Source organism: Mucilaginibacter gossypiicola, assembly GCF_900110105.1.
GTDB lineage: Bacteria > Bacteroidota > Bacteroidia > Sphingobacteriales > Sphingobacteriaceae > Mucilaginibacter > Mucilaginibacter gossypiicola.
The window spans coordinates 21,665-48,457 of the sequence record NZ_FOCL01000005.1 but is presented as its reverse complement, the minus strand read 5'-3'; the positions used below and the strand labels follow the sequence as shown (position 1 = coordinate 48,457).

Here is a 26,793-nt window from a genome sequence, read left to right as displayed (position 1 = left end):
AGATATGCAAAGCCGCCATGCATTAGCTACGAGATTGCCGCGTCGCGCCCTTTACTTTACCCCTTGCTGCTCCTCGCAATGACATGATTTTTAATATTCAAGCTTGTTTTGTCTCCTATCATCTCCTGCGATAACACCCAACAAAAGCAAACCGCGGACTATCTTAAACAATAAAAGCGATAAACAGCCATTTATCGCTTAAAAATTTGAAAGCAAATACCCCTTTCACTGATTCATTCCTACCCAGTAACAAACCAACATAACCCCTGCGGTTTTCCACTCTGCGTGGTTTTCCTTTATGTGGTTTTTAACAGCTACAACCGCATGGCCAAGATATTCTTTAACGGTGTGTTTAGACAGGTTTAATTTTTCGGCGGCCTCTTCATAGGTCTTTCCTTCCAGCTTACAAAGGGTAAATACTTTTCTACGTTGCGGCGATAGTTGGTTAATGGCCTGCTGTAACAAATAATATTGCTCATCCAATAACTGTACATCACTGCCGTCGGCTTCCATTTCAGAAAAAGGCATGGTATTAACAACCGTGGTTTCGCGTACTTTTTTGCGGAGATAAGAGACGGATTTGTTAAAGCTTAACACAAACAACCAACCACTTACAGACTGATCGGGATTAATATCAACCCGCTTTTCCCATAAGGCAACAAAAACGTCCTGCAAAATATCCCGGGCAATATCATCATCTTTAGTGAGTTTGAAGATATTACGATAAATAGCCTGGTGATACTTTTGATAAAGCATATCAAATGCACCGATGTCATCATCGTGTAAGCGAAACACTAAATCTTTATCTCCATCTGTATTCATAAAAACCTGATAATTATTTATTTATTCATTAATCAGTAGGCAGGAATTATTGTGAAAAATACAACTATTTTATTATCGACAAATATACCTTACGACTATATCGTTAATAATTTATTCAGTAATCGGCTAAAGGTGGTTTATCGACTTTTTAAAAGTTTAGCGCCGGTTTGCAAATTAACTTTTTTTACAAACCGGGCTAAACAAATTAACTTAACGGTCAATATAGAAATCGACTGAAATTACAGTCCACAAATTATAATTTTACGGTTGCAGGCAAATATTTGGCAATCAAATCCTCGTAATAAGGTTTCAACTCCGATACTACCGGCGGTTTCGGGCTTTTAGAGTACAAATCGTACGGATTAAATTTATCAACCCATTTAAACATCTCCTGGTCGTGGGCGTTCAACAAATGATCATACGCCTTTTCACGATGCTGCGAGTAAAAAGAGTGGTAACGGATCATGTACAAAGCCTCTTCCGGCAAATAATCTTTGGTGATGTGGTACAGGTATTCGTCATGGCCCCATGACATATGCACATTATCAAGCCCGCACTGATGGGTATAAACGCCGTATTTTGTATTGTAGCGCTCATCGTCGTTATCAGGGTTTGCAGCAAAAAACTCAGGGTAAACTATCTTATCCGAAAACTTGCAGCCTACCGGGAACGAATCGCCCACCACATTCCATTGCGGTTCGCCAAAAAGGCAAAGTACTTTACCCAAATCATGTATAAAACCGGTTAATACAAACCAATCCGGATGGCCATCGGCACGGATAGCCTCAGATGTTTGCAGTAAATGCTGTAACTGATCAAGCGAAATATCCGGGTCCGATTCATCAACCAGCGTATTCAGATATTCCATTGCCGACCACCACGGCATTTCCTTTTTATCAAACTGTAAAAAGTTTGCCTTTTTGGCCAGCACGTTGCCATAGGTTTGATAAGTATGGTTAAGCCTGTAAAACTCCCTCACCGGGTTATTTTCATCGTCGTTATAAACCCTAAACTCATCTTTGGCCTTCTCGGTTCCCGGCTCGGGGTACCTGCTCAATACATCATCTTCCCATACATCAAGACTCGGCAATGGCGATATCTCTTTTTCAGTTAACTTTTCCATATCGTAAACCTTTTATTAAATAGTAAGCACTTTATATTTCGCCTCATACCAGAAAATAATAATTAAGTATGAAGGCTATAATTTAAAATTGGAACTGCACTTACGTGCACCGTTTTAGTTTTATAATGATTAAATTTTGATAAAAAAAACGGTGCTTTTATATGAAACGCGATATTTATTTACGTAAACGTTTAAGTTTCACTAAGATAAAAAGCTGAATCCACAAAGCTAAAAGCCCTTAAATTGATTTAGCAAAGTGATTTCCTGATGTGTGATCAAATCACCTCTTAAGTATCTTATTTTTACTTGTTCCGGGAATCTGAATGCCCTTAACCGAAGATTTAGTCACACCATCAAACACAAGCACCGGCAGCGATTTAACCTGCGGTATTTTAAGGCCATTAATGGTTAACCCATCCACATCATTAAATACACCAGCCGCTCTGAAATCCTTCCCCGGGCAGCTAAGGGTTACATTTTTAAACGTTACACCTTCGGCGTGGCGGGTGTAAAAGCCCCAGGCAGGTAGTTCGCCAAACATCGAAAATTCGGGATAGTCATGTGGATTTTCGGGGATCTTTGTTAACGAATCGAGGCTGACACTGGCGACGGCTTTACTGGCGTCGCCATGATACACTATCTTAATATTTTCAAGCGTTACATTTTTAACGGGATGGCCGGGCAAACCCGCAATTGACGAAGGAAAGATATTATGGTTCCCTTTAACTAAAGGCCCCTCCATCGGGTAACCTTTATCGGGTTTACCTTTAGGCACGTCCACCGTTACATTACTGATATGGATGCCGTTAATGCTGCTCACTACAGCATCTTTATTACGGTGACCGAGGCGAATAAAGATGGCGTTGCCCGTATTTACTGCGCTAATGTTACTGATATCAATATCTTCCATCACTCCACCGTCAACACACTCCAGCGCGATGGCCGACCGGTAGGTATCGTAAATTTTTACATCTTTTATGGTTATCTTTTTAAAACCTCCGCGCGAGGCTGTTCCAAATTTGATGCCGCTTGCACTTGACCTGGTGGTACAGTTTGCCACATAAATATTTTCACAGCTGCTATTCCTGTCGCTCGATTTTAGGCAGATGCCATCATCATCGGCATTAAAAAAACTATTGGTAAGCTTTACGTTTTGGCAATCAACCAAATCAATACCATCGTTATTCCAATAAGTATTGCTTTCTACCTTTATGCTGTCAATAACCAGGTCGCGGCATTTAGTATAGTCCTGTACCCATACCAGGCCGTTTTTCATTGTCACACCTTTTATCAGCACATCGGTACAGTTAGAAAAATGGATCAATTTGGGCCGGTTAGGTTCTTCGGGCTGGGTTTGCCCCCATGGATTTTGCCTTTGCCATAATGAATCCCTTAATTTACCCGCTTTAAGCATAGCAAAAACGTCTTTCAGCAATTCTTCGCCGTTTCCGTCAATGATCCCTTTACCTGTTATTGCGATATGTTGCAAATTATTGGCGGCTATTAATGGAGCTGCGTGCCCTTCTCCGTAATCAATTCTTTTTGCGCTACCCAACAATACAGCATTTTCGGCAAGGTTCAGGGTAACATTTGATTTCATGCTGATACAAGCCGTCAAAAATTTACCGGCAGGCACGTATACTGTACCGCCCCCCTGTGCGCTTGCATTATCAATAGCCTTTTGAATACTGATTGTGTTATTGGTAATACCATCGGCTTTGGCGCCATAATCGGTAATGTTAAATACTTTTTGCTGAGCATAACCGGCAAATGGCGTTATAAGCAACGTTAAAAAATGAAGAATTTTCATTATCAGTTATTATTAAAAGAAAAATTTAAGCAGGTTTATCGCTTATTGAATTTACGAACAATGAAGCGTTTAATTGTACATTAAACACCTAAACTATTAAACTTTCAATTTAATTGACGGCGGCGGTAAACTTTTATTTACGTAAACGTTTACATAGGGCCAATAACAATGATAATAACCGTTATTAAATTGAGGTTATTACAATACGTTAATTTCTAATCTAAAATTATACCCATTCCGAATTTATAGCTCAATTATTTCCTGTTAAAATTTGATTAGACTAAAATAAAATCTCCTGAGAGGAGCTTTAAACATTGAGCCGTTAAACAGGCAAACACATCGGTTAATACCTGTTTTCAAAAAGCACCTCACTTGTGTCAATACAGGCGAAAGCTTTTCTTACTTGTATGATGCTTGAAAACAACGAATAGTTTAAAATAGATTATACTAAATAAACTATAAACACAACTGTTTTTTTGTCTGATGTTTCTTTTATTTCATCGCCTGTTTTTCCCTGTCTGTCGTTTTTGCTGAATGTAATTGAAGTATTTCCTTATTTCGGGTAGATTAAATACCGAGATAAGATTTATTTAAATATGAAATATAGACTTAACCCCCGGGGTGGTTTTACATAGCCTTTTATGAATAATATTAATAGAAATACCTTTCTCAGAGCTGTAGATCACGTCATTACCCCTGTTATCATAGATGACGAAAGCGTTGATATCAGCAGGCTTCACTTTAACATCGCTTTTTACAACGAGGTTGGGTATAATATAGATGACATTCCCAATCACACAACATGGTGGCGAACAGTATATCCTGACCCGGCTTACCGGGAGGAAATACAGACCGCCTGGAACAATAAAAAAACAACAGCAAAAGCAAACGGCAATCATCATTTTAGCTTGGCAGCAAGGATATATTGTGCCGATAATTCATATAAATGGTACGAGTTTCATAGCGTTGCTGTGGGGTCATTAAAAATGATCACGTTGCTTAATATCAGCAGGATAAAAGAGAAAAATGATAAACTGGTTAATGTAATACAGCAAAAAACGCTGTTACTTTCTGTACTTACGCATGAGGTACGATCGCCATTAAGTAACCTTAAAGCAATTCTGGATGGTTACCAAATGAACTATTTAAACAAAAGCAGGATCTGCGAAATAGCTTTGGCATTAACTGATCAGTTGAGTTATCTGTTAAATACGGTAGCTCCTGCCCGGTTACGTATGGAAAGCCAAAGAGAAGTATTCATATTTAAGCCTGAAGAAATTAAACTGAAGGATTTTTTAAACAATTGCAGGCACGTATTTAACAGGATATTAAACGACCTGCAAATCAATCTGGTTTTTGAAATTCCGGGGCCCGGCATCATCTATTACGACCAGTTTGCCCTTGATATAATTTTTAGAAATGTAATTGATCATGCTATAATGCACACACCTAAAAACGGTGTAATTAAGATTTCATTGAGACATTATGAAAAGCATTCCAGTTTAATCATAACAAATCCGGGAAACAGGATGACCGCAGAACAAATGGATGCTATGGAAAACCAAAATCATCATCAAAGTGCAGGCCAGGACATTGCAGAGGGTTTCAGTCTTGGGCTTATTAGCGCAAAACAGATTTTAGAACAGTATAGAGGTAAACTGAGTGTATCAAACTCACTGGCAACCGGCGCCTCCTGCGAGATAATGATATACAATTAGTTGAACTATTTAGCAATTGTACAGAATGACATTAAGCAAAAAGAAAAACCAGGACTAAAATTCACCCGATAACCAAAAGCGTCAATGATAATTATAGTCGATGACGCGTAATGAGGCATTCTCCCAAAGTTTTACAATTAGTCTTTTTTGCATTTGATACACAGCCTGAAAAGGCATTATTTGAATTTATGAGTTACAATGATAAGCCCTTTATGCACTGCAGAAGGTGTTCACAACCCTTCCATTATAAAATGCCACGAAATTGGTTTGGGCGCAATCTGTTATTTTTCCTTCCGATTAAAAGATATTTCTGCGCCAAATGCCTCAAATCCCGTTACCGTATTTTAACATCGGCACAAGAGCGAAATTTCAGAGTATAAGTTTATTACTGTTTGCTTTTGCAACAATAAAATATTTACTTAAACCTTCTATCCTTGGAAAAGATCACTACTGCAGACAGTTTCTTTAAAATTGCGGATATTATGATTACCCCTGTTATAATCATTAATAATTCAGCACTTGAGAATCAAAATTTATACTGCAACGGTGCCTTTGTTGCCGGGATAGGTTATAAAAACGATGAACTTCACGATCTGCAGGATTGGTTTCAGAAAGCATATCCAGATCCTGACTATCAAAATGAGATCATGAACTGCCGCGATAAAAGACGGAATATTGCAGCGAAGTATGGCCGATCATTCTTTCATCTGGAAACTAAAGTTTGTTGTGCAGATGGATCCTATTATTGGTACGATATCTATGAAACTCAAATAGATCATTTAACTGTATTCACTTTTTTAAATATAGACGAACTGGAAAGGCAAAATAATAAGCTAAGCAAAACTGTTCAGCAAAAAAACCTGCTGCTTTCAATGGTAAAACATGATGTGCGGGACCCGCTGTCTCACATAAAAATATTGCTGGATAATTTATCCACTCAACATACCGATATAGAAAGAGAACAATTTGAAAGAATAATTTATGACCTGGGGCGGCATGTTGACTATGCCACACACCTGCTTAATACAGTACTGCATCGCACTGAAATTGAAAGAGGCACTTTTACATTTCGACCGGTTTTGATTGATCTTGAACCCTTTTTAACAACGTACTACCAAAATTTAAAACCTCGTCTTGCTCAAAAAAATATCCGGTTGTATTTTAAACCGGATTTTCCTAAACTTATATTTTACGATCGTTTTATATTGGAGACAGCGTTTGTAAACATTATAAACTATATTATCGGGGCAGGAAAGCATGATGGCGACATTGTTATTTCGGGCGTTGAAGGAAATTATTTTTCAAGTTTGATCATCACCGACGAACGATTGCCGACCCTCGGAAACAGGAAACTGCAAACTTATAGTAACACAAACCCATTCCCCGCCGGGTATGATGGCTTAATTAATGCCGAAAAAATGCTTGCAGAACATAGCGGCAAATTATTAACTCACAAAAAACGCTACGGCGCAATCGCCTGGGAAATTAGAATAAATAAATACAATGTTTTATAAAAATGAATTGAGTTCCGGTAATATTAAAAGCATTTCGCGGAAAATATTGCTTGCATTTATAGCACTAATTATAATCCTTGCCATTATAGCCCTGTTTGTAAATGGCTCTGTTTCTAACCGGTTAAACACATTATCCGGGTTAACCCTGAACCTCGAATATGATCAGGCTAAATCGCAAAGAGCATTACTGTTACTTCACGAGGCCGAAGATGATTTTCAGGCTTCGCTTTTAACATCCGATAGCATAAAAAATACTGAATACAAGACCAAGCTTGCCCAATCGTTCACCCTTATCGACAGCTTGCTTAAAGACAATATAGATACAGCAAAGCTAACAGAGTCGCAACGTGCAAAAGTTAGAAACCTGTATGTAAAGAAATTAAAACTCTCTGCTAATTTGTATGTGTTGAAGCATAGCTTCGATTCGCTTTTAACAGCCTCATCAGGTATAAATCCGGTTAACGATGATAATGTATACACCACGACATCCAGCAGGAAGGGCAAAAAACTTAAAACCAGCGACACAATAAAAACCGATGGACAGGTAAATAAAAAAGGCTTTTTTGCAAGGATAAAGGATGCAATTGCCAATAAAAATTCTAACGCCGGCGTTGCTAATGTAACGGTAATAAACTCTAACAGAACAGCCAGGATAATAGACTCGGTAAACAGGCGGATATCCAGCCGGGAAAAAGATATCTACAGTAAAAAGCTACAGCAATTACAACAACGTAACTCTAAATTATTTACTACCCAAAAGCAAATGATTGTGCTTAACATGCACATTAATAGCGAACTGGAAAGAATCGTTACCGAAATAACTAATATTAACACAAGCCTGGTAAACGAACTTAAAGAAAACGCGCTTAAGAGTTATCGCGACACTACTTCATTATTTAATAAATTTTATCTTGCGTCACTCTTCTTCGTATTGGTATTTGCCGCACTGCTTATAATGTTTATTATTAACCTCAACAGAGCAGAAACCTATTTAGTTCATGAAAATGAACGATCTGTTGGTATGGCTCAGCAAAAGATGAACCTTTTATTGCAGATGAGCCATGAGGTGCGTAATCCGCTCACTGCCATCAATGGTTTTTTATATATTTTCAGCCGCTCAAACCTCTCAACAAAGCAAATAGAGATGCTTAATTCCATCAGGCTTTCATCTGATATGTTGTTACACACCCTAAATGATACACTTGATGCTGCTAAAATGGAAACAAGCGAATTTAAGATCATTTCAGAACCCTTTAATCCCGATCTCATACTGAGCCAATTAGTTGAAAACATGGAGTTTAGCGCCACTAAAAAGAACTTATTTTTAAATTATAATTTTGAGGGCGATAAAGCATCCATGATACTCGGTGATAGCTTCAGGCTTAAACAGATCATGATCAATTTATTAAGTAACGCCATAAAATATACAAAGGTTGGAGGTGTCAGCATCAATGCAAATCTCAGGGAGGTAAACAACACCAGCAGGCTGCAGATAAGTATTAAAGATTCGGGCCAGGGCATTAGTATACAGCAGCAAGGGCGGCTTTTTTCAAAATACTACCAAACAAACTCAGCAAAAGGACAAACCGGTACCGGCCTGGGGCTCTATATCTGCAAACAACTTGTTGAATTGCAGGAAGGAGAGATAACCGTAGAAAGTAAGGAAAATGCCGGAAGTACTTTCAGCTTCTTTATACCTTACAAAAAGATTGTGACCGAAACGGAAGAAAACACCGGTGATAATTTGACATCGAAATTAAATGGCTTGAATATATTGGCCGTTGATCATAACGAGCTCAGCTTAACTTTTCTTAAAATGCTTACAAGCAAATGGAATATTAATTTTTACCAGGCGCTGGATGCGAGAGCGGCTTTAAAAATACTGGCTGAACAACCAATAAATATAGTATTGGTTGATTTGGCTGCATCCGAGGCAGAAGCAGTGAAATTTGCAGTTAATTTAAAAGAATCAAAGGAACTGCTAAATAAACCACCTGTTATTGCCATCTGCTCGGATGAGTTAACCTCCGCGTATGAACAAAAGTTGAAGCAAAATTTTACAAGTGCGATTGAAAAACCTTTCACAGAGGCAGAGCTCCTCAAAAAAGTTGTTTCGGCAATTGAAATAAATGGATAGTATTTCAGATAGCAGAAATTAGCTTGGCCATAGTATAAAACGCGTATTTTTGATTTCTTTTCAATATATAGCTATATTTGACATCGCCAACGCCATCGCAAATTAACAGGATTTTTTGCCGTTTAATTGTCTGATAGTGCCTTTCGCCCGAAACATGTTTAATATGTTCCTGACGGAAGATTGGTTTTTATTTTGCCGCCCCATTATTGTTTAAAAGTTTACCGATGTCAATAAATTGTATCATTGTAGACGACGACGAATTTGCAATTACTCACCTGAGAGTATTAATAAGCCAGATTCCATTTTTAAATTTACTCACCTACTACCAGTCGGCAGCGCAAGCGCTTTCAGCAATGGCAACGCAGGATATCCAGCTTATATTTATGGATATCGACATGCCCGAAATGAGCGGAATGGAATTTGCAAGGATGCTGCAGGCCACTCACGGGGCCGACGCACCACGGATAATTTTTATTAGCGGCTATGAAAGGTTCGCATTAGAAGGATATAAAGTGAATGCACTTGATTATCTGCTTAAACCGGTTGTATATGAGGAGTTTTTGAAATCGGCTTATAAAGCAAAAACATATTTTACCGAAAAAGAGAAACCGGCTGCTCATACTGAAAATTACCTCCCAAATGAGTTTATATTCTTGAAAGTGGAGTACGAAATGGTGCGGATTTATTTGAAAGACATATTGTATGTAGAAGGCTTTAAAGATTACGTAAAAGTTTATTTAACAGGCGATTTAGGATATGTAAAAGCACTTGCTACCATGAAGGCTGTAGAAGAAAAACTGCCGGCCAATGGCTTTATAAGGGTGCACCGTTCGTTTATCATTTCTATTGATAAAATAGATTCGCTTACCAAAAACACCATTAAAATACGCAAAATCACTATTCCAATAACAGAACAGTTTAAGGAAGAGTTTAGGAAATTTGCACATCAATGGTTGTAAACGTCCCCGTCGTTATATAGTCTAAATTGCACCGTACTATTGGTCTGATGTAATAACTATTCCGTCTGCCATAATAACCAGTCTGTCGAAAGTTTTCTTTTGCTGTTTTAACATATTTTTCTTTGCTGACGAATTGATCGTTATTGACAGATCAGGCATGTTACTATCAGCGTAAATATGAGGACTAAGGAAGCAGAATTAAAGGATAATTTCAACCAAACAATGATCGCCATTTTGGCCCATGATCTACGGCAGCCTTTTGCCACGCTTGTTATGACGGCAGATATGATCAAGCACACCAATAAAGCTTTATCGGAGGGCGAAATCCACCTGTTGTTTGAAGATCTCCGCAACACTGCGTCCAAAAGTATGGACCTGCTCAATGGCTTACTTTACTGGGCAAAATCTGCCAGCAAGGATTTTGTAATTAAAACAGAACCGTTATTACTTCATGATCTTATTCATGAAGCCAATGCCTTATATCTATACGATCAGCTCAATAAGCATATTATTTTGTATAATATAGTTCCGGAGAGCCAGGTGATCTGCGCGCATAAAGAAATGATCCAGTTTATCAACAGGAATATATTGAGCAATGCCACCAAATATTCGCCCGAAGGAGGCATAATTGGGGTAACATGCAGCGAAGATGAAAACTGGATCACAGTTGCCTTTACCGATCAGGGTAACGGCATGTCTGCCTCCCAAATCCAGGAACTGTTTCATTTAAACAATTCCGATCCCGCCACAAGCGGACTTTTAAAAGGGGCAGGAATGGCAATGAGCATTTGCCATGATATGATAACGCAAATGAATGGCAGGATATGGGCCGAATCGACAATTGGCGAGGGAACTACTTTTTACTATGCCTTGCCTAAAACACCGGGTACAGCCACAACCATTCCTGTTTCCTGAAATAATTAAAGTCATCTTCTGTTAGATACTTTCTGTCGGCCAAAATCGGCCCTCTATCGAACCGATTAAACAGGCATCTGCAATTTAATTTTATTTGCACCTGTAATCCCTTACGAAGTATCACGATCATAAACTGTTACAAATGAAACCTAATTTACAATCAAAGTTTTTTGCCGAATTTCTGGGAACCATGGTACTTGTATTAATGGGTTGCGGCAGCGCGGTAATTGCAGGATCCAACGGCACAACCGGAGTTGGTTTATTGGGAATAGCTTTTGCCTTTGGCCTGTCGGTAGTGGCCATGGCTTATGCTATTGGCCATATATCGGGCTGTCATATTAACCCGGCAATTACTATAGGCATGGTTGTGGCCGGCAGAATGACTGGTAAGGAAGCAATTTCTTATATTATAGCCCAGGTTTTGGGCGCAATTGCCGGGGCAGCCATTTTGTTGCTGATCGCGTCGGGGAAGCAAGATTACAACGTTATAACCAACGGGCTGGGGCAAAATGGCTATGCTGAAGCCTCACCTGCCCATTATAGTTTATTGGCCGGTTTTATAGCCGAAACGATATTTACTTTTATATTTCTGCTGGTGATATTCGGCGCTACATCTACCAAAAACATACATGGCGGCTTTGCCGGCTTATCAATAGGTTTAAGCCTGGTTCTTATTCATATTGTGGGCATACCTGTAACCGGCGTATCGGTAAACCCAGCCAGGAGCATTGGACCAGCCCTTTTTGCCGGCGCAGCAGCAATATCTCAGCTTTGGCTGTTTATCTCAGCTCCTGTTTTAGGCAGTATTTTGAGTGCGGTAACCTGGCGTTACATTCTTGAAAAAGAGTGATCTTTTATACTTCAGTATCAATACACTTAACTATACTTTATACTTCAATAGCGGGATAAAATTTAGTTAATATATTAATTATCAACACATCTCCCCATTAAAGGATTAGTCAGGCAGCCCGATCAGGAGGCAACCCGACGAAAACTATTATTTCCTAATACTTAGTGATTATTTGCCTCAGTATAGTCATCGAAGCCGTTGTTTAAATATTATTCTATTTCCGGTATTTCGATATTTGTTAGGAACCAGCTCAAGAAAAGAAAAGTAGAAGTTTTAAACTTTCCAAAATAGTCTATATTTGCCATACAATCTGCTTCCGTAGTTCAATGGATAGAATTATGGTTTCCGGTACCATCGATATGAGTTCGAATCTCGTCGGGAGCACTAAAAAGGGATTTACAAATTGTAAGTCCCTTTTTGTTTAATTATAAAGAGATAATCCCATCGGACTTATCTCCGCCATTCGGCTAAATAATTTCTTATCTGATTCTTGTTTTTGAGATCAACGATGTCATCGCTATTCCAATCTACTAATATTAAATCATTTTCTTCCCCCAAATTATAAAGTGAAGATATTATGATATCAACGTCATTTCCTGATGGTACCTGAGCAAATTTCACCCAGATATTTTTCACAAATTCGCCTTCAGTATCAAAAAACAGCGTAAAACATGGAAAACCAAATGCATTTGTATTTGATCCATTAAAAGATTTTACACTTCCGCCTTGATAACGCATTTTGGTTAATTCCGGCAACCTAAATGAAATCATCGCTTTTCTTAAATAATCCCCGCGAATTTCCTCCGAGATTGTCTTCATTGGATTGTCTTTACGCATAAATACAGCAGTATAGCCCAACTCTGTTCTATGTTTTTCCGCAAATAGATTTGCCTCCTTAATTTGTCGAAGTACGAACGACAGATTTGCCTCGGGTATTAATTCTACCTGGCAATAGTCATCTTCCCAAATAATAGGTATATATTCGGCATTATCAGCCTTGTGAGATTTAAAATAGCTTAAGAATTGTCTAAGGCTCATCGTATGTTATAAATTTAATTATTCACCTCCGCATATCTCTTCCTAAACGCCGTGGGGTTCTCCCCTTTGTATTTTTTAAAGATCCGGTTCAGATGGCTCTCATCAGTAAAACCAAACTCATAGGCAATTTCGCTCATGCGTTTATCAGTGTATTGCAGGCGGGTTTCTATCAGCTTGAGTTTATAGTTGGTAATATATTGCTGTAAGCTTTCGCCCGTAGTTTTCTTAAAGTATTCGCTGATATAGTTGGGCGAAAAGTTAAATGATGAGGCCATACACTCGGCCTTTAGGCGTTCTGGCTGATAAATATATTCGTGGATGTAATTAAGCAGCGGCAGCGTGGTTGTTGATGGTTGTTTAATAATATTGGCGTGCTGCTGCAGCGTGATATTGCGGGCAGCAATAGTGATAATGGTATTCATCAATTGTTCCACTACCTCGTTGTGTTGAGGAAACTCGTTTGAGGTTTCGCGCTGCAAAGCCTCTATCATAGCCCTTACCAACGGCTTATCGGTAACTGTTTTAAGGATACAACCCGGCAAATGGTTATGGTTATGAAAAATGTATTCCATTTTTTTAACCCACTTTTCGCTTTGTGTTTTCAGGTAGCTATCAGTAAAGCGGATAAAGTAAAACCGCGTAAGCTCATGCACTTCAAAGCCATGCTGATCTTCAGGAAAAATCAGAAAGAACTTATCCGAAGCATAGGGCAGCTCATGCCCGTTAATGATCTGGATCCCCTTGCCTTCCAGCGTAAAAACCATTTCAAAAAAGGTATTGCGGTGCGGCTTGGCTGTGTACTGGTTTGTTTCAAGCAGCTCCAGCTCGTACGGACGGTAAAGGTTTTTGATCTCCATACCTGTAAAGTTACATATGATACCCTGAAATGTACAACGGCAGGGCATTGATAATGCGGAACTTTGACATATCAAAACAAAACGAAAATGAACACTACATCTTTTTTACTTTTAAGGCTCGCCATCGGAGCAAGCATGTTTGGTCACGGATTGGTTCGCTTACCTAAACTTAATGGTTTCAGCAACTGGATGGTTGGCACATTTGAAAAATCAATGCTACCGAAGGCAATGGTAACTCCTTTTAGTTACCTATTACCGATTGCCGAATTCACAATAGGCTTATTGCTTTTATCAGGACTGTTTACCAAACCAGCCTTAATTGGCGGCGGCCTGGTAATGATCATATTAATATTGGGTAGCTGTTTGATAGAAAACTGGGAGATCCTTCCTTCACAACTGATCCATACCGCTTTCTTTGCCATACTGCTTCAGTTTGCGGCAAATAATACTTATTCATTAGATAACCTTTTCTTCAATAAATAATATCATGAGCTCAAGAAGAGAATTTGTAAAACAAGGCGGACTTTTAGGTTTGGCCGGTCTTGTGGGCAGCAATATAACATCAGCCAAAGAAAACACAACAACCAATAACGTTAACACTTCAAAATGGGCCGATGGCTCAAGACTGGTAGTTTCCGTATCCATGCAGTTTGAAGCGGGCGGCCAGCCGGATAATGCCGAGAGCCCATTTCCACAAAACATGCAAAAAGGCTATATCGATTTGCCCGGCGCAACCTGGTTTCAATATGGTTATAAAGAAGGAATCCCCCGCATGCTGGATAACTGGGACAAGCTGGGCGTAAAAGTAACATCGCATATGGTGGGTTCGGCCGTACTTAAAAACCCGGCACTGGCAAAAGAAATTGTCGACCGCGGGCATGAGGCAGCAGCCCATGGCTTGAATTGGGCAACGCAATACACCATGCCCTATGATCAGGAAAAGCAATTTATAAAAGACGGCGCCGATGCCATTAAAAAAGTAACCGGTTTTACTCCGGTGGGCTACAATGCCAACTGGCTCCGCCGCGGCGAAAACACGCTAAAAATATTACAGGAACTTGGTTTCGTTTATCATATTGATGATTTGAGCCGTGACGAGCCTTTCATCATTCCTGTAAACCAAAAAGATTTTGTAATAGTACCTTACACTATACGTAACAATGATATTGTACTGATTGAAGGCAAAAACTTCTCTGTCGATCAATTTCTTACTCAGGTAAAAATGGAGTTCGACCAACTATATGCCGAAGCCGAGTTTAAACGCCGCCAAATGTCCATCAGTTTTCACGACCGTATTGGCGGTACCCCTCAAATGGTTAAAGCCGCAAACGAGCTGATCAAATACATGCAACAACACAAAGGCGTAAGTTTTAAACGTAAGGATGAAATTGCTAAGATGGCTTTGGCGGATAAAACTACGGTAAGAGAAAGTTGATAAAGAAATAAAAATGTCATTGCGCGGCGCGGCAATCGCACGGAAGCACAGCCGCTCTGTATACCATGCGATTGCTTCGTCGTTCCTCGCAATGACATAATTTTATTTGCTTTTATTTTTTCCTAATTTTCCTTCATACCCGGATATTGGTCAAAAAGAGCTTTTAGCTTCTGGGCCATCTCCGGGTATTCTTTTATTACGTTAGTGCGCTCGCTGGGGTCATAAGCCAGGTTAAACAGTTCGGTTTTTGCAGGCAGCGGTAAACCAGCCACGCCGCCCACATTGTTATTGGCTTTTACTTCGCGATATTTCCAATCACCCAGGCGTACAGCTTCACAAACACTGTTATTATAATAATAAATAGGTCTATGCTCCGGGTGTTTAGGTGCTTTCCCAGTTAGCACATCAGCAATCGACTGCCCATCCAATGTGCGGCCTTTCGGCAACTGAGCGCCTGTCCAGTTAGCAAGCGTAGGCAGCACATCCAAATTACTCATCATGCTGGTAATGCTTGCGCCAACCGCGGTATGATTTTTCCAATAAACAATGAATGGTTCACGTACTCCGCCTTCATACGATTGCCCCTTGCTTCCCCGGAAGACTCCTGCTGTTCCGGCATCCCAGTGTTTGGTAGCACTATCGCCCAGCATCCGGTCTGGAAACTCTATCCACGGGCCATTATCGCTCGAAAACATAAATATCGTATTATCAGCCAGCCCCTGTTTTTCCAGTTCGCTCCAAACCTGGCCAAGGCTTTCATCCAATTGCTCAACCACATCACCCAGGTGACCGCCATCACTGCGGTTTTTATTTTTTGCGGATGATGCAAAGGCTACCGGTAAATGCGGCATGTTGTGGGCAAGATATAAGAAAAACGGCTTATCACCCTTTTTCTGCTCCTTGATAAAGCGGATGGCTTCGCGTTGGTACAGCTCAATCAGTGATGAGTCGGCAGGTTTTAAGATCTCGGGCTTATGGTTTCGGAATACTTTAATGGTGGTATCTGTTTTCACATAAGGCGAGCGGTAATCATGGCTATATAGTAAACCATAGTACGAATCAAAACCCTGCGCCATTGGATGGTTATAAGCCGCATGATCACCAAGGTGCCATTTGCCTATCATAGCGGTTTTATAACCTATCTGTTTCAGCATTTCGGCAATGGTAACTTCCTGATCGGGGATACCCAATGATGAGCCGGGACCGATAGGCGCAGGCAAATTCATCCTTGAAGCATAACGCCCTGTTAGTAATGAGGCCCTTGACGGCGTACACGTAGGGCTGCTTACTACATAATTGGTTGCCCTTACGCCTTTTTGCGCCATTTTATCTAAAAATGGTGTACGGATTACCGGGTTGCCATAGCAACTTAAATCGGAGTACCCCATATCATCGGCCAATACAAAAATGATATTGGGCAATTGCTTTTTTTGTGCCGAAGCAGGTACAATCAAAAATAAGAAAGCCAAAAGGAAAAGGCCTTTACAGGTTAAATTGGTTAGATGTTTCATTGCCCGGTGAAAATAGTTTTTTATAACGGATGACCATTAAAGATAACTTAACTTTTACAATAGGCCCTAATCAACAATTACTGCTTATCAGCGTTGCGCAACATCTCCCGGTGCTCCTTGCCCCATTTTATCATTTCCAAAATGATACCGCCGAAACTCCGGCAATACTCCGTCGATTCATACTCGATCAAAACCGGCGACGTTGGCGTTACTGTTCGTTTAACAAGCTTATTCATTTCCATTGTTTTTAGCTCACGCGATAACATGCGCGTAGTAATGCCGGGGATACTCCGCTCAATTTCCCGGAAACGTCTGTTTCCATTACAAATGGAATTGATGATTGGCAGCGTCCATTTACCGCCGATAACATACATGGTGTCTTGTAAAGCCTGCCGCTCATCGGCATGATTACGTTGGTGTGACGTTATTCCTGCTTCCATACTGGTATACTCTGTGTAACTGGTTACAAAATTATACCATTTTCACTATACTTTTGCATAAAAAAAGTAAAATACCATGTCAAAAACAGTTTTTATAACCGGAACCAGCAGCGGACTGGGCAAATTAACCGCTAAACATTTTGCACAACAAGGCTGGAATGTAGCTGCCACCATGCGTACACCCGAAAAGGAAACCGAACTAACACAATATCCTAATATTAAAATATTTAAGCTGGATGTAACCAATCTTGAGCAGGTAAAAACTGCAACCGAACAGGCTATTGCAGCTTTCGGCAAAATTGATGTTGTAGTAAATAATGCGGGTATGGGTACGTACGGCGCATTGGAGCTTGCCAAAGAAGAGGATATCGACTGGCAGTTTGCGGTAAATACCCGCGGCCCCATCAACGTGATCCGTGCGCTCCTGCCACATTTCAGGCAAAACAATGGGGGCATGTTCATCAACATCAGCTCGTTTATGGGCATTACTACCGCTGTACCGCTTGGCTCGCTTTACAACATGTCAAAATTTGCACTTGAAGGCCTTACCGAAGGACTTTATTACGAGTTAAAGCCGCTAAATATTCATTTAAGACTGATAGAGCAAGGTGGTTCAAAAGGCAATAATTTTGTTGAAAGTGTGGTTTGGAACCAAAACCCGGATATAACCGATTATGATGAACTTACCAGCAAACTACAAAACCTGATGGGCTCCCGCGATGAATCACAACTGGATGATCCAATGGAGATTGTCAATGCCATAGATGATCTGGCAACCGGCAAAAGCAACAAGTTCCGCACGGTGATTGGAAATATGGGCAACATGTTGATGAACATGCGCAACACTATGCCTATTGAGGAATATATGGAAAAAATGGCAGCATTTTTTTAAGGAACCTTGATTTGTGGGATTTTAGGATTGCCCTGATAAAACGAGCCTAATGAACCTGCTCGCATATTGGGGCAATTACTATTATCAGCATTATGGGCCTATAGTTTACTGATCGGTTTCTTGTAACAGACTTATGCAATCATCATATAATTCATAAGTTGCATTTGGAGCTTGATCTTTTGCTGCTTGTTTAGCTATAAATTCTATTATATCTTGTCTTTCGCCTGTTGCTATTCCTGTTTTGTTGTGCCAACTGTCAACGGTTGGTATATATATTATTGCAATACATCTACCTATAGCTAATTCGTATAAAAATTTCAATTCAATATCGCCATCTCCATAAATAACATGGCCTTCCTTACCGTTATTTATATATTTTAAGTATTTGGCTCCCATGATACCATTTCTATTAACTATTTGTTTTCCAAGTCACTAATTTAATCACTTTTAACGAACGAGCGTAGTCCCCCGCCTTGAACGAGCTTTTCAACAAAGCAACTTGAGCTTTTCAACAAAACACTGCGCTGCATATCAACCTAACTTTGTGTTATCAAAAAGAAAATAAAAACTATGAAAAAAGTTTGGTTTATAACAGGCAGCGCCCGCGGATTAGGTCGCAGCCTTACAGAAGCAGTTTTAGCAGCCGGCGATAATGTTGCCGCAACAGCACGTAACCCCGAACAATTAAAAGACCTGGCAGATAAATATCCCGGCCAGATTTATCCCATAAAATTAGATGTTACCGATTACCCAGCCGTTTATAAAGCCGTTGCCGATACGGTAGCCCATTTTGGTAAAATTGATGTGCTGGTAAACAACGCCGGTTTCGGTATCATTGGCGCAGCCGAAGCGTTTACCGACGACCAGGTACGCAGTCAGTTGGAAACCAATTTATATGCACCTATCGAAATAACCCGCGCAGTGCTGCCATATATGCGCAAACAGCGTTCGGGGCGTATACTGCAAATTAGTTCGGTTGGTGGCCGTATTGGTAATGCCGGCTTAACTATGTACCAGGCCGCTAAATTTGGTTTGAGTGGGTTTACTGAAGCTTTATCTAAAGAGGTAAAACCACTTGGCATATTGGTTACGAGTGTTGAACCTGGAGGTTTCCGCACCGATTGGGCCGGCGATTCAATGAGCTATGCACCAAAGGTTGAAGGCTATGAACAAACTGTTGATTCCCGTGCAGATTTTATGTCGAGCGGTAATTTTGTTCCGGTTGGCGATCCGGAAAAAGCAGCCAAAGTAATGATCGACCTGGTTGAAAATCCAGAGCCGCCTATGCACCTGGTATTGGGCAGTGAAGCGGCCGCTTTGCTAACCCTGGCCGATGAAGCACGTAAAGCTGAGTTTGAAAAATGGTTACCGGTTACTAAATCAACAGATCATGATGAAGCGGGTGATTTTATGAATACAGCTTATGGCAAGGCAATAGCAGCTCAAAAAGCATAATATAATTCCGGTTGCGGGGACATGCTCCCTGTGGGTATACCAGACTTACGAAGTTTTAAAAACTTCGTAAGTCTTCGTTTATTATTAAATTTGAGCAACATGCCTGTGTCAAATCCAAAAACATCGCCACGCATACTTTACTCCTGCTACTCGCACGTAAGCAGGGCTGGCGAACAATTTATTGCCGACCATATATTCGGCTATATCCTCTCCGGCGATTCGGAGCTTTACGTTAACGGTAAAAACTACTATTTCAAGGAAGGCGATTACCGTTTTCTGAAACGAAACGAGCTGGCCAAATTTGTAAAACACCCTCCAGCGGGCGGCGAGTTTAAAACCATAACCATTGGCATGGATCAGGCCACCCTGCAAAGTATGAGCGCCGAATTTGATTTACATGTAGATACTCCTTATACAGGCGAAAGCGCATTGTTTTTGAACCCTAATGAGCTTTTCAACAATTACATCAGGTCGCTAAGCCCGTATATGGATAAAACCGGCGATGAGATTAGCCCTGCACTTACTTTGCATAAGGTTAAGGAAGCTATAATGATCCTGCTTGAAACCAACCCAGAGCTAAAAAACATCCTGTTTGATTTTAGCGAACCAGGAAAAATTGACCTTCAGGCTTTCATGAACCAAAACTACCGTTTCAATGTCGACCTTAACCGCTTTGCGTATTTAACCGGTCGCAGCCTGGCAACATTTAAGCGCGATTTTGAACGGATCTTTAACACCTCTCCAAACCGCTGGATCCAGAACCAAAGGCTAAAAGATGCCTATTTCCTGATCAAGGAAAAAAAACACAAGGTATCAGATGTTTATATGGATGTAGGTTTTAAAGACCTCTCCCATTTTTCATTCGCCTTTAAAAAGGCTTATGGAGTAGCGCCATCAGCACTATAGGCACCAAGAAGCAAGAAATCAAGAGTCAGGAGGCAAGAGTAGAAAGAAGAGTCAGGAAATCAAGATTCAAGAAACAAGAAAAGAACCAGCAAGTCAAGACATAAAAGAGCCAGGAAAAAGATAAAAAAATTCCAATCTTGTTTCCTGGCTCTTGAGTTTTGTTGCCTTGAATCTCTATTCTTGTCTCTTGATTCTTGACTTCCTGATTCTTTCCTTAAACGTTAAACCTAAAATGCATAATGTCGCCATCCTGCACAATGTAGGTTTTACCTTCAACGCCAAGTTTACCGTTTTCTTTTATAGTAGCCTCAACGCCATTGAATTTTACAAAATCGTCGTATTTAATTACCTCGGCACGGATAAAGCCTTTTTCAAAATCTGTGTGGATCACACCTGCAGCCTGCGGCGCAGTGAAACCCTGGGTAATAGTCCAGGCGCGTACTTCCTGCACACCTGCGGTAAAGTAGGTAGCCAGGTTCAATAACCTGTAGGCCGCTTTGATTAATTTGTTAACACCTGACTCGGTAAGACCAAGATCGTCCAAAAACATCTGGCGCTCTTCGTAAGTTTCCAGTTGTGAAATTTCTGATTCTATCTGAGCCGAGATAATCAGCACTTCGGCGTTTTCATCTTTAACAGCAGCTTTTACCTTTTCAACGTAAGCATTACCGGTACTTACCGAACCTTCGTCAACGTTACAAACATATAACACCGGTTTAGCGGTAAGCAGCCACAAATCGGCTACGTATTCTTTATCTTCTTCTTCAACAGCTGCGGTACGGGCCGATTTACCTTCGAGCAGGTGATTTTTATAAACTGTTAAAACATCAAAGGTTTTTTTGGCCTCTTTGTCGCCACCGGTTTTGGCCATCTTTTCAACCTTCTGGATCTTTTTCTCGATAGATTCAAGATCTTTCAGCTGTAACTCGGTATCAATAATTTCCTTATCGCGGATAGGATCAACCGAACCATCAACGTGGATCACGTTATCATTATCAAAGCAACGTAACACATGGATGATAGCGTTGGTGGCACGGATGTTTGCCAAAAACTGGTTACCCAGGCCCTCGCCTTTGCTGGCACCTTTAACAAGCCCGGCAATATCAACTATCTCGATAGTGTTTGGTACTATACTTTTAGGGTTAACTATTTCGGTAAGCTTGGTTAAGCGCTCATCCGGCACCGTAATTACACCCACGTTTGGTTCAATGGTACAAAACGGAAAGTTAGCCGCCTGTGCCTTAGCGTTTGATAAGCAATTAAAAAGTGTTGATTTACCCACATTCGGCAAACCTACTATACCACATTGTAAACCCATTTTTGTTTATTTAGTTGATTAAGTTGATTAGGTTGATAAGTTTGAAGGCCGAAAAGCAGGTATAAAACCAACTTAATCAAGCACTCTCTCAGTCAACCACTCACCTCAAAATTCGGCTGCAAAGATAACAGAAAATTTTGCCTTATAATTTGAAAAAATAAACGACTTTTGCGCTCGGAAAAAAGAAGCTAAAATATTAAAACACCGATGTAAAAAAGGAGGGCCTATATATGGAAGAAATGGTTGAGCAAGTAGAATTGTTACTGGAAAAACAAGACGACACCCAATTACAGGAATATTTGAACAACCTCAACATATCGGATGTTGAAGAACTGATTGGCGAACTTCCTGAACACGGCCCTAAATTCATCGAAATTCTTTCGCTTAACCGGGCGATCAATGTATTCCGCATCCTCGAGTTCCCGGTACAGGAACGTATCATCAAAAAACTTTCGGGTCAAAAGGTTGAAGATCTGATCAACGAGCTTCCACCGGATGACCGTACCGCACTTTTCAGCGAGCTGCATGGCGATGCTGTTCAAAAACTTATTCAGAAACTTTCGCCCGAAAACCGGAAAGAAGCCCTGGTTTTGTTAGGCTATGAAGAAGAAAGCGTTGGCCGCTTGATGACTCCGGATTACATTGCTGTAAAACGCACCTGGGATGTAAGCCGCGTGCTTTCGCATATTCGCCGTTATGGTAAAAACTCCGAAACCATTGATGTTATCTATGTAATTGATGAGCACGGTGTTTTACTTGACGATATCCGGATACGCGAGATACTGTTGGTAAAGCCCGAAACCAAGGTGAGCGAATTAATGGATGGCCGACTGATTTCTCTTAGTGCCAGTGATCCGCAGGAAGAAGCAATCAACGTTTTCAGGATGAATAACCGGACTGCCCTGCCGGTTGTTGACAATAACGACGTACTGCTTGGCATCGTAACCGTTGACGATATCCTTTGGATAGCCAACGAAGAGTATACCGAAGATATTCAGAAAATAGGTGGTACCGAAGCATTGGATGAACCCTATCTGGATATCAACCTTTTTAAACTGGTAAAAAAACGTGTAGGCTGGCTTATCATTTTATTTTTGGGTGAGATGCTTACTGCCACCGCCATGGGCTATTTTGGCGATGAAATATCCAAAGTAGTAGTGCTGGCGTATTTTATTCCGCTAATTATTTCGAGCGGGGGCAACAGCGGTTCGCAGGCGTCAACCCTCATTATCCAGGCGATGGCCCTTGGCGAAGTAACCGTTGCCGATTGGTGGAGAGTTATGCGCCGGGAAATCCTGTCGGGGCTGATGCTTGGTATTTGCCTGGGTTTAATTGGCTTTTTACGCATAGCAGCATGGAGCATGTTCAGCAATATTTACGGCCCGCACTGGATGCTGGTAGGCTTAACAGTAGGTGCATCCCTTATTGGTATTGTTTTATGGGGATCATTATCGGGTTCGATGCTACCGCTCCTATTGAAAAAGCTTGGTGCCGACCCCGCTACTTCATCAGCTCCATTTGTAGCTACCCTTGTGGATGTAACCGGCCTGATCATTTATTTTACCATAGCAGTGATATTTATGCGGGGGATATTATTATAACCTGCTTTCAATACAACATACGCAAAAAGCCCTGCCTCTTAATAAGATGCAGGGCTTAATTATTTTAGTTTAGTATTGTTCTCTGGTGTATTAGATTTCGAACGAAAAATCCTCGTCGGCAGATGCCCTTGCAATTTCAGGGTTTTCGCTATACTCGTAGCGTTTTTCAACTACTTCCTGGTTTGATTTGATGTAGTCGATGGTATCTTTCAAACCTTCGGCAAACTTTTCGAAGTCTTCTTTATATAAAAAGATCTTGTGTTTCACAAACACCCCATCTTCCAAACGCTTTTTGCTTTCAGTAATAGTAACATAATAATCGTTTGAACGGGTTGCTTTTACATCAAAAAAATAGGTCCGCTTCCCGGCTCTCACCTTCTTTGAATAAACCTCTTCACGCTCTCTATTGTCAAAATCTCCCATATATATTTACCTGTAATTAGTTTTGGTTGGCATAAATATAAATAAATTTTCAAAGTGCAACTATTTTATTCGCTATTATTGATTTTTTTGAAACAAAAGTGTCATTTTTTTGTGTGCATGATCATTTTAAGGACAGGGTTGTAAAAAGAGAATGGTTATTGAAGAGCATTTCACAGAACACCTTTTAAAAAACCATGTCATTTCGATAGAGCGAGGGGAAGGAATGTGTATTGGGGCGAAAGAGAAATCTTATACATCATGCCTGCAAAGTATGCAGGGCGTATAAGATTTCTCCTCACTCCTCCCCCCACTGGCGCAAGTGTTGTGCGGAGGTTGCGGGCATGATCACTTGTGCCTATTTGTTACGTTACGCACCCTGTTCTTCTTCCAGCAGTTGTTTTTCGTAAAGCTCAAAGTAGGTTCCTTTAAGCTGCATCAGGTATTCGTGGTTACCCTGCTCAACTATTTCGCCGTTATCCATTACCAGGATCTTATCGGCATTTTTTATAGTAGAGATCCGATGGGCTATAATGATACTTGTTTTATCCTGCATTACCCGACCAAGGTTGTTCAGGATTTCTTCTTCCGTACGGGTGTCAACTGCCGAAAGGCAATCATCAAAGATCAATACCTGCGGATGCTTAAATATGGCGCGCGCAATAGATACACGCTGCTTTTGACCACCCGACAAGGTAACACCTCGTTCGCCGATAAGCGTTGAAAAACCATCTTCCAGCTCAATAATATTACTGTATACCGCGGCATCTTTAGCTGCCTGCTCAACAACAGGCATATCCAGCACATCGGCACTAAAAGCAATATTATTGGCAATGGTATCCGAAAACAGGAAAACCTCCTGAGGTACAAAACCTATCTGCGAACGGTAGTTTTCAAGGCCAAGCGATTTTATCGATTTATTATCAATTGTAATTTCTCCGCCTGTAGTATCGTACATGCGCATCACCAGGTTGGCAATGGTTGATTTACCCGAACCTGTACGACCAATAATAGCCAACATCTGCCCCGGTTCAACCGTAAACGAAACATTTTTCAAAGCCTGGATTCCGGTATCGGGATAAATGAACGATACATCATCAAACTTAATCAGCCCCTCAACATGATGCTTTTCTGCAACCGGCGAAATGATCTCCGGTTTTTCGTGTAAAAACTCATTGATACGCTTTTGCGAAGCCGCCGCACGCTGCACCAGCGAGGTTACCCAGCCCAATGAAATAACCGGGAACGAAAGCATATTGAGGTACACAATAAACTCGGCAATATTGCCGGGAGTGATATTGCCTTTTATTACTTCTACCCCACCAACGTACATGGTTATCACATTGGCCAAACCAACAAGCAATAACATGATCGGGAAAAACAGGGCCTGTACTTTAGCCAGTTCCATGGAGTGTACTTTGTAATCTTCACTCTCCTTTGCAAAATTTTCGCGTACAAAGCTTTCCCGCACGTATGATTTGATCACCCTGATGCCCGAAAAATTTTCCTGTACAAAGCTGGATAAACCCGAAAGCCGCTCCTGGATCATTTCACTGCGGTGATTGATCACATTGTTTACATAATAAATAACACCCGCTAAAATTGGCAACGGCAATACCGAAAAAACAGCCAGCTGTACATTAACCGTAAGCATGGCGTATATCACCATAACAAACAATACCACGGTATTAATAGAGTACATGATACCAGGCCCAAGGTACATACGCACACGGCTTACATCCTCGGTTACCCGGTTCATAAGGTCGCCGGTGTTGTGGCGGCGATAAAAAGCCAATGACAGCTCCTGGTAATGGTTATAGATCTCGTTTTTTAAATCATACTCAATATGGCGCGACATGAGGATGATGGTTTGCCTCATAAAAAACAGGAACAAGCCCCGCAGCAACGCCAGTACAAGCACCAGTGTACCAAACAGGAATAAGCTGGTACCGAAAATATCATAAATAAAGCTTTGCCTGTCGAAACCAGAAAAAAGCTGGTAGGCACCAATATTTTCGGTAACCAGATCAAAAGCTACGCGAATAACCTGTGCAGGCAGCACACCAAAAACATTGGATATGATTACAAACAGCACACCCGGAATGAGTCGCCAGCGGTATTTGTAAAAAAATTTATTGAGGTATGCGAGGTCTTTCATTTATTATTATAGTCCGGAAGTCGGGCATGTCCGAAAGTCGGAAAGACCTGACATAATGATCAAAAGTATTAAAATTTGGGGAGAGTGTTTGAATGGAAAAGTCGGGAGGATGTAAGATTGTTACGTTAATACATCTGTCATAATCTTGTTAGTGTTCAATTTTAAAAGTATGAACACTTGCAATTTTCTCCAAAATAAACACTATTGATAATCAATACATTACAAATAATCCAAAGTAAGTTAAAACCCAACATGAACGCATAATCATTAATAATCAATTAGTTATGAAATCACAAAATAAAAAGCTGAACACCCGTTTTTTAAAAACTGAACACTGACAAGATCATGTCAGGATTGTCACCCTTTTAGATAGTATTTGAGGATAGTATCCGTAAATTAGGCAGACTAAATCTGTTTAACCATGGTTAAAAGTTTAAAAGCATCAGGACTAATACTTATTACAGTATGCTTGTTAAATCTCCATCTAAGTTGTAAAAATAAAAATAGACCAAAGATTAAAGTAGATGGGTTTGTACCTGACGAAGAAACAGCTATTAAAATAGCAGAAGCAATTTGGTTGCCGATCTGCGGAAAAAAAATTTACGACGAAGAACCCTTCAACGCAAGTTTGACCAATGATGGAAACTGGATGATTTTAGGTTCTTTAGGTTATGGCAGGCATGGCGGCGGTGAACTAATGGCCATTTTACAACCCAAAGATGGTAAAATCATTTTTGCAGGACGAGACCCCGGAAAATAAACTGTTGAGCATGGCTTAGACCTTGCGTGAGAGCCACAAGGCGCAGCCTTGCGGCAGCGCGGGCCATTCTTGTTAACTTGTTCATTAAGCAGAAATAAAACATTAAATATTACTTAAGCTATCTGAAATATATTTGACCGATAACTGCCCATAC

24 protein-coding genes and 1 tRNA gene are annotated in these 26,793 nt (G+C 40.5%); 14 read left to right on the top strand and 11 right to left on the bottom strand.

The features are described 5' to 3' along the window. Window positions 1-225: 225 nt before the first annotated feature. The 3 genes from BMX50_RS17860 to BMX50_RS17850 all read right to left on the bottom strand — a co-directional run bounded on the left by BMX50_RS17860 (window position 226) and on the right by BMX50_RS17850 (window position 3,755). Window positions 226-822 (bottom strand): RNA polymerase sigma factor, encoded by a 597-nt coding sequence (locus BMX50_RS17860; protein WP_091211915.1) that lies wholly within the window; start codon window positions 820-822, stop codon window positions 226-228. Between the two features lie 253 nt (window positions 823-1,075). Beyond that, window positions 1,076-1,945, bottom strand: coding sequence for an inositol oxygenase family protein (locus BMX50_RS17855; protein ID WP_091211914.1), 870 nt, complete (start codon window positions 1,943-1,945; stop codon window positions 1,076-1,078). A gap of 280 nt (window positions 1,946-2,225) precedes the next feature. Next, a complete protein-coding gene (locus BMX50_RS17850; RefSeq protein ID WP_091211913.1) occupies window positions 2,226-3,755 on the bottom strand; it encodes a glycoside hydrolase family 28 protein in 1,530 nt (509 codons plus the stop codon). Between the two features lie 641 nt (window positions 3,756-4,396). On the opposite strand from BMX50_RS17850, the gene BMX50_RS17845 reads away from it, so the two are divergent. The 7 genes from BMX50_RS17845 (at window position 4,397) to BMX50_RS17815 (ending at window position 12,232) form a co-directional block, all read left to right on the top strand. Then, window positions 4,397-5,473, top strand: coding sequence for a sensor histidine kinase (locus tag BMX50_RS17845; protein ID WP_091211912.1), 1,077 nt, complete (start codon window positions 4,397-4,399; stop codon window positions 5,471-5,473). A gap of 434 nt (window positions 5,474-5,907) precedes the next feature. Further along, window positions 5,908-6,987, top strand: coding sequence for a PAS domain-containing sensor histidine kinase (locus BMX50_RS17840; protein WP_091211911.1), 1,080 nt, complete (start codon window positions 5,908-5,910; stop codon window positions 6,985-6,987). Next, window positions 6,977-9,124, top strand: a complete 2,148-nt coding sequence (locus tag BMX50_RS17835) for an ATP-binding protein (protein WP_091211910.1) — start codon at window positions 6,977-6,979, stop codon at window positions 9,122-9,124. Before BMX50_RS17840 ends, BMX50_RS17835 begins: the two co-directional genes overlap by 11 nt. Before the next feature lie 224 nt (window positions 9,125-9,348). Continuing rightward, entirely contained in the window at window positions 9,349-10,083 is a 735-nt protein-coding gene (locus BMX50_RS17830) for a LytR/AlgR family response regulator transcription factor (protein ID WP_091211909.1), read from the top strand. A 177-nt stretch (window positions 10,084-10,260) separates the two neighbouring features. Continuing rightward, entirely contained in the window at window positions 10,261-10,998 is a 738-nt protein-coding gene (locus BMX50_RS17825) for a sensor histidine kinase (RefSeq protein WP_091211908.1), read from the top strand. 142 nt (window positions 10,999-11,140) lie between these two features. Beyond that, a complete protein-coding gene (gene aqpZ / locus BMX50_RS17820) occupies window positions 11,141-11,848 on the top strand; it encodes an aquaporin Z (protein WP_091211907.1) in 708 nt (235 codons plus the stop codon). Between the two features lie 312 nt (window positions 11,849-12,160). Next, window positions 12,161-12,232, top strand: a tRNA-Arg gene (locus tag BMX50_RS17815). A 66-nt stretch (window positions 12,233-12,298) separates the two neighbouring features. Here BMX50_RS17815 and BMX50_RS17810 read toward each other — a convergent pair. Together BMX50_RS17810 and BMX50_RS17805 are read right to left on the bottom strand one after the other, a co-directional pair. Then, entirely contained in the window at window positions 12,299-12,886 is a 588-nt protein-coding gene (locus BMX50_RS17810; RefSeq protein ID WP_091211906.1) for a hypothetical protein, read from the bottom strand. A 14-nt stretch (window positions 12,887-12,900) separates the two neighbouring features. After that, entirely contained in the window at window positions 12,901-13,743 is an 843-nt protein-coding gene (locus BMX50_RS17805; RefSeq protein WP_091211905.1) for a helix-turn-helix domain-containing protein, read from the bottom strand. A gap of 87 nt (window positions 13,744-13,830) precedes the next feature. Here BMX50_RS17805 and BMX50_RS17800 point away from each other — a divergent pair, with 87 nt between their 5' ends. Then, complete coding sequence (locus BMX50_RS17800) at window positions 13,831-14,226, top strand: DoxX family protein (RefSeq protein WP_091211904.1); 396 nt, start codon at window positions 13,831-13,833, stop codon at window positions 14,224-14,226. Between the two features lie 4 nt (window positions 14,227-14,230). Continuing rightward, entirely contained in the window at window positions 14,231-15,178 is a 948-nt protein-coding gene (locus BMX50_RS17795) for a polysaccharide deacetylase family protein (RefSeq protein ID WP_091211903.1), read from the top strand. A gap of 122 nt (window positions 15,179-15,300) precedes the next feature. Here BMX50_RS17795 and BMX50_RS17790 read toward each other — a convergent pair whose 3' ends face one another. Beyond that, on the bottom strand, window positions 15,301-16,689 hold the full coding sequence (locus tag BMX50_RS17790) for a sulfatase family protein (RefSeq protein WP_091211902.1): 1,389 nt from the start codon (window positions 16,687-16,689) through the stop codon (window positions 15,301-15,303). Between the two features lie 77 nt (window positions 16,690-16,766). Then, window positions 16,767-17,129, bottom strand: coding sequence for a winged helix-turn-helix transcriptional regulator (locus BMX50_RS17785; RefSeq protein WP_091211901.1), 363 nt, complete (start codon window positions 17,127-17,129; stop codon window positions 16,767-16,769). Window positions 17,130-17,205: 76 nt separating this feature from the next. On the opposite strand from BMX50_RS17785, the gene BMX50_RS17780 reads away from it, so the two are divergent. Beyond that, on the top strand, window positions 17,206-18,021 hold the full coding sequence (locus tag BMX50_RS17780) for an SDR family oxidoreductase (protein WP_091211900.1): 816 nt from the start codon (window positions 17,206-17,208) through the stop codon (window positions 18,019-18,021). A gap of 105 nt (window positions 18,022-18,126) precedes the next feature. On the opposite strand, the gene BMX50_RS17775 is transcribed toward BMX50_RS17780, so the two are convergent. Further along, window positions 18,127-18,417, bottom strand: a complete 291-nt coding sequence (locus tag BMX50_RS17775) for a hypothetical protein (RefSeq protein WP_091211899.1) — start codon at window positions 18,415-18,417, stop codon at window positions 18,127-18,129. Window positions 18,418-18,591: 174 nt separating this feature from the next. On the opposite strand from BMX50_RS17775, the gene BMX50_RS17770 reads away from it, so the two are divergent. Together BMX50_RS17770 and BMX50_RS17765 are read left to right on the top strand one after the other, a co-directional pair. Continuing rightward, window positions 18,592-19,476 carry an oxidoreductase gene (locus tag BMX50_RS17770; protein ID WP_091211898.1) on the top strand — a complete coding sequence of 295 codons (885 nt, stop codon included), beginning with the start codon at window positions 18,592-18,594 and terminating at the stop codon, window positions 19,474-19,476. A gap of 99 nt (window positions 19,477-19,575) precedes the next feature. Beyond that, window positions 19,576-20,382 carry a helix-turn-helix domain-containing protein gene (locus BMX50_RS17765; protein ID WP_091211897.1) on the top strand — a complete coding sequence of 269 codons (807 nt, stop codon included), beginning with the start codon at window positions 19,576-19,578 and terminating at the stop codon, window positions 20,380-20,382. A gap of 214 nt (window positions 20,383-20,596) precedes the next feature. Here the strand turns inward: BMX50_RS17765 and ychF are convergent, their stop codons facing one another. Continuing rightward, entirely contained in the window at window positions 20,597-21,700 is a 1,104-nt protein-coding gene (gene ychF, locus BMX50_RS17760; RefSeq protein WP_091211896.1) for a redox-regulated ATPase YchF, read from the bottom strand. A 230-nt stretch (window positions 21,701-21,930) separates the two neighbouring features. On the opposite strand from ychF, the gene mgtE reads away from it, so the two are divergent. After that, entirely contained in the window at window positions 21,931-23,301 is a 1,371-nt protein-coding gene (mgtE, locus tag BMX50_RS17755) for a magnesium transporter (protein ID WP_091211895.1), read from the top strand. A gap of 90 nt (window positions 23,302-23,391) precedes the next feature. Here the strand turns inward: mgtE and BMX50_RS17750 are convergent, their stop codons facing one another. Together BMX50_RS17750 and BMX50_RS17745 are read right to left on the bottom strand one after the other, a co-directional pair. Continuing rightward, window positions 23,392-23,724 carry a DUF3276 family protein gene (locus BMX50_RS17750; protein ID WP_090528014.1) on the bottom strand — a complete coding sequence of 111 codons (333 nt, stop codon included), beginning with the start codon at window positions 23,722-23,724 and terminating at the stop codon, window positions 23,392-23,394. Window positions 23,725-24,091: 367 nt separating this feature from the next. Continuing rightward, entirely contained in the window at window positions 24,092-25,879 is a 1,788-nt protein-coding gene (locus BMX50_RS17745; protein ID WP_091211894.1) for an ABC transporter ATP-binding protein, read from the bottom strand. A gap of 421 nt (window positions 25,880-26,300) precedes the next feature. Between BMX50_RS17745 and BMX50_RS17740 the strand changes: the two genes are divergently transcribed. Beyond that, complete coding sequence (locus BMX50_RS17740) at window positions 26,301-26,639, top strand: NTF2 fold immunity protein (protein ID WP_091211893.1); 339 nt, start codon at window positions 26,301-26,303, stop codon at window positions 26,637-26,639. Window positions 26,640-26,793 lie beyond the last annotated feature (154 nt).

Coding starts and splice junctions, on each gene's coding strand:
- BMX50_RS17845 (WP_091211912.1), top strand. CDS start 4,397: ATGAATAATATTAATAGAAATACCTTTCTCAGAGCTGTAGATCACGTC.
- BMX50_RS17795 (WP_091211903.1), top strand. CDS start 14,231: ATGAGCTCAAGAAGAGAATTTGTAAAACAAGGCGGACTTTTAGGTTTG.
- BMX50_RS17825 (WP_091211908.1), top strand. CDS start 10,261: ATGAGGACTAAGGAAGCAGAATTAAAGGATAATTTCAACCAAACAATG.
- BMX50_RS17745 (WP_091211894.1), bottom strand. CDS start 25,879: ATGAAAGACCTCGCATACCTCAATAAATTTTTTTACAAATACCGCTGG.
- mgtE (WP_091211895.1), top strand. CDS start 21,931: ATGGAAGAAATGGTTGAGCAAGTAGAATTGTTACTGGAAAAACAAGAC.
- BMX50_RS17780 (WP_091211900.1), top strand. CDS start 17,206: ATGTCAAAAACAGTTTTTATAACCGGAACCAGCAGCGGACTGGGCAAA.
- BMX50_RS17770 (WP_091211898.1), top strand. CDS start 18,592: ATGAAAAAAGTTTGGTTTATAACAGGCAGCGCCCGCGGATTAGGTCGC.
- BMX50_RS17810 (WP_091211906.1), bottom strand. CDS start 12,886: ATGAGCCTTAGACAATTCTTAAGCTATTTTAAATCTCACAAGGCTGAT.
- BMX50_RS17860 (WP_091211915.1), bottom strand. CDS start 822: ATGAATACAGATGGAGATAAAGATTTAGTGTTTCGCTTACACGATGAT.
- BMX50_RS17830 (WP_091211909.1), top strand. CDS start 9,349: ATGTCAATAAATTGTATCATTGTAGACGACGACGAATTTGCAATTACT.
- BMX50_RS17855 (WP_091211914.1), bottom strand. CDS start 1,945: ATGGAAAAGTTAACTGAAAAAGAGATATCGCCATTGCCGAGTCTTGAT.
- BMX50_RS17765 (WP_091211897.1), top strand. CDS start 19,576: ATGCCTGTGTCAAATCCAAAAACATCGCCACGCATACTTTACTCCTGC.
- BMX50_RS17775 (WP_091211899.1), bottom strand. CDS start 18,417: ATGGGAGCCAAATACTTAAAATATATAAATAACGGTAAGGAAGGCCAT.
- BMX50_RS17790 (WP_091211902.1), bottom strand. CDS start 16,689: ATGAAACATCTAACCAATTTAACCTGTAAAGGCCTTTTCCTTTTGGCT.
- BMX50_RS17785 (WP_091211901.1), bottom strand. CDS start 17,129: ATGGAAGCAGGAATAACGTCACACCAACGTAATCATGCCGATGAGCGG.
- BMX50_RS17740 (WP_091211893.1), top strand. CDS start 26,301: ATGGTTAAAAGTTTAAAAGCATCAGGACTAATACTTATTACAGTATGC.
- BMX50_RS17800 (WP_091211904.1), top strand. CDS start 13,831: ATGAACACTACATCTTTTTTACTTTTAAGGCTCGCCATCGGAGCAAGC.
- BMX50_RS17850 (WP_091211913.1), bottom strand. CDS start 3,755: ATGAAAATTCTTCATTTTTTAACGTTGCTTATAACGCCATTTGCCGGT.
- BMX50_RS17750 (WP_090528014.1), bottom strand. CDS start 23,724: ATGGGAGATTTTGACAATAGAGAGCGTGAAGAGGTTTATTCAAAGAAG.
- aqpZ (WP_091211907.1), top strand. CDS start 11,141: ATGAAACCTAATTTACAATCAAAGTTTTTTGCCGAATTTCTGGGAACC.
- ychF (WP_091211896.1), bottom strand. CDS start 21,700: ATGGGTTTACAATGTGGTATAGTAGGTTTGCCGAATGTGGGTAAATCA.
- BMX50_RS17835 (WP_091211910.1), top strand. CDS start 6,977: ATGTTTTATAAAAATGAATTGAGTTCCGGTAATATTAAAAGCATTTCG.
- BMX50_RS17805 (WP_091211905.1), bottom strand. CDS start 13,743: ATGGAGATCAAAAACCTTTACCGTCCGTACGAGCTGGAGCTGCTTGAA.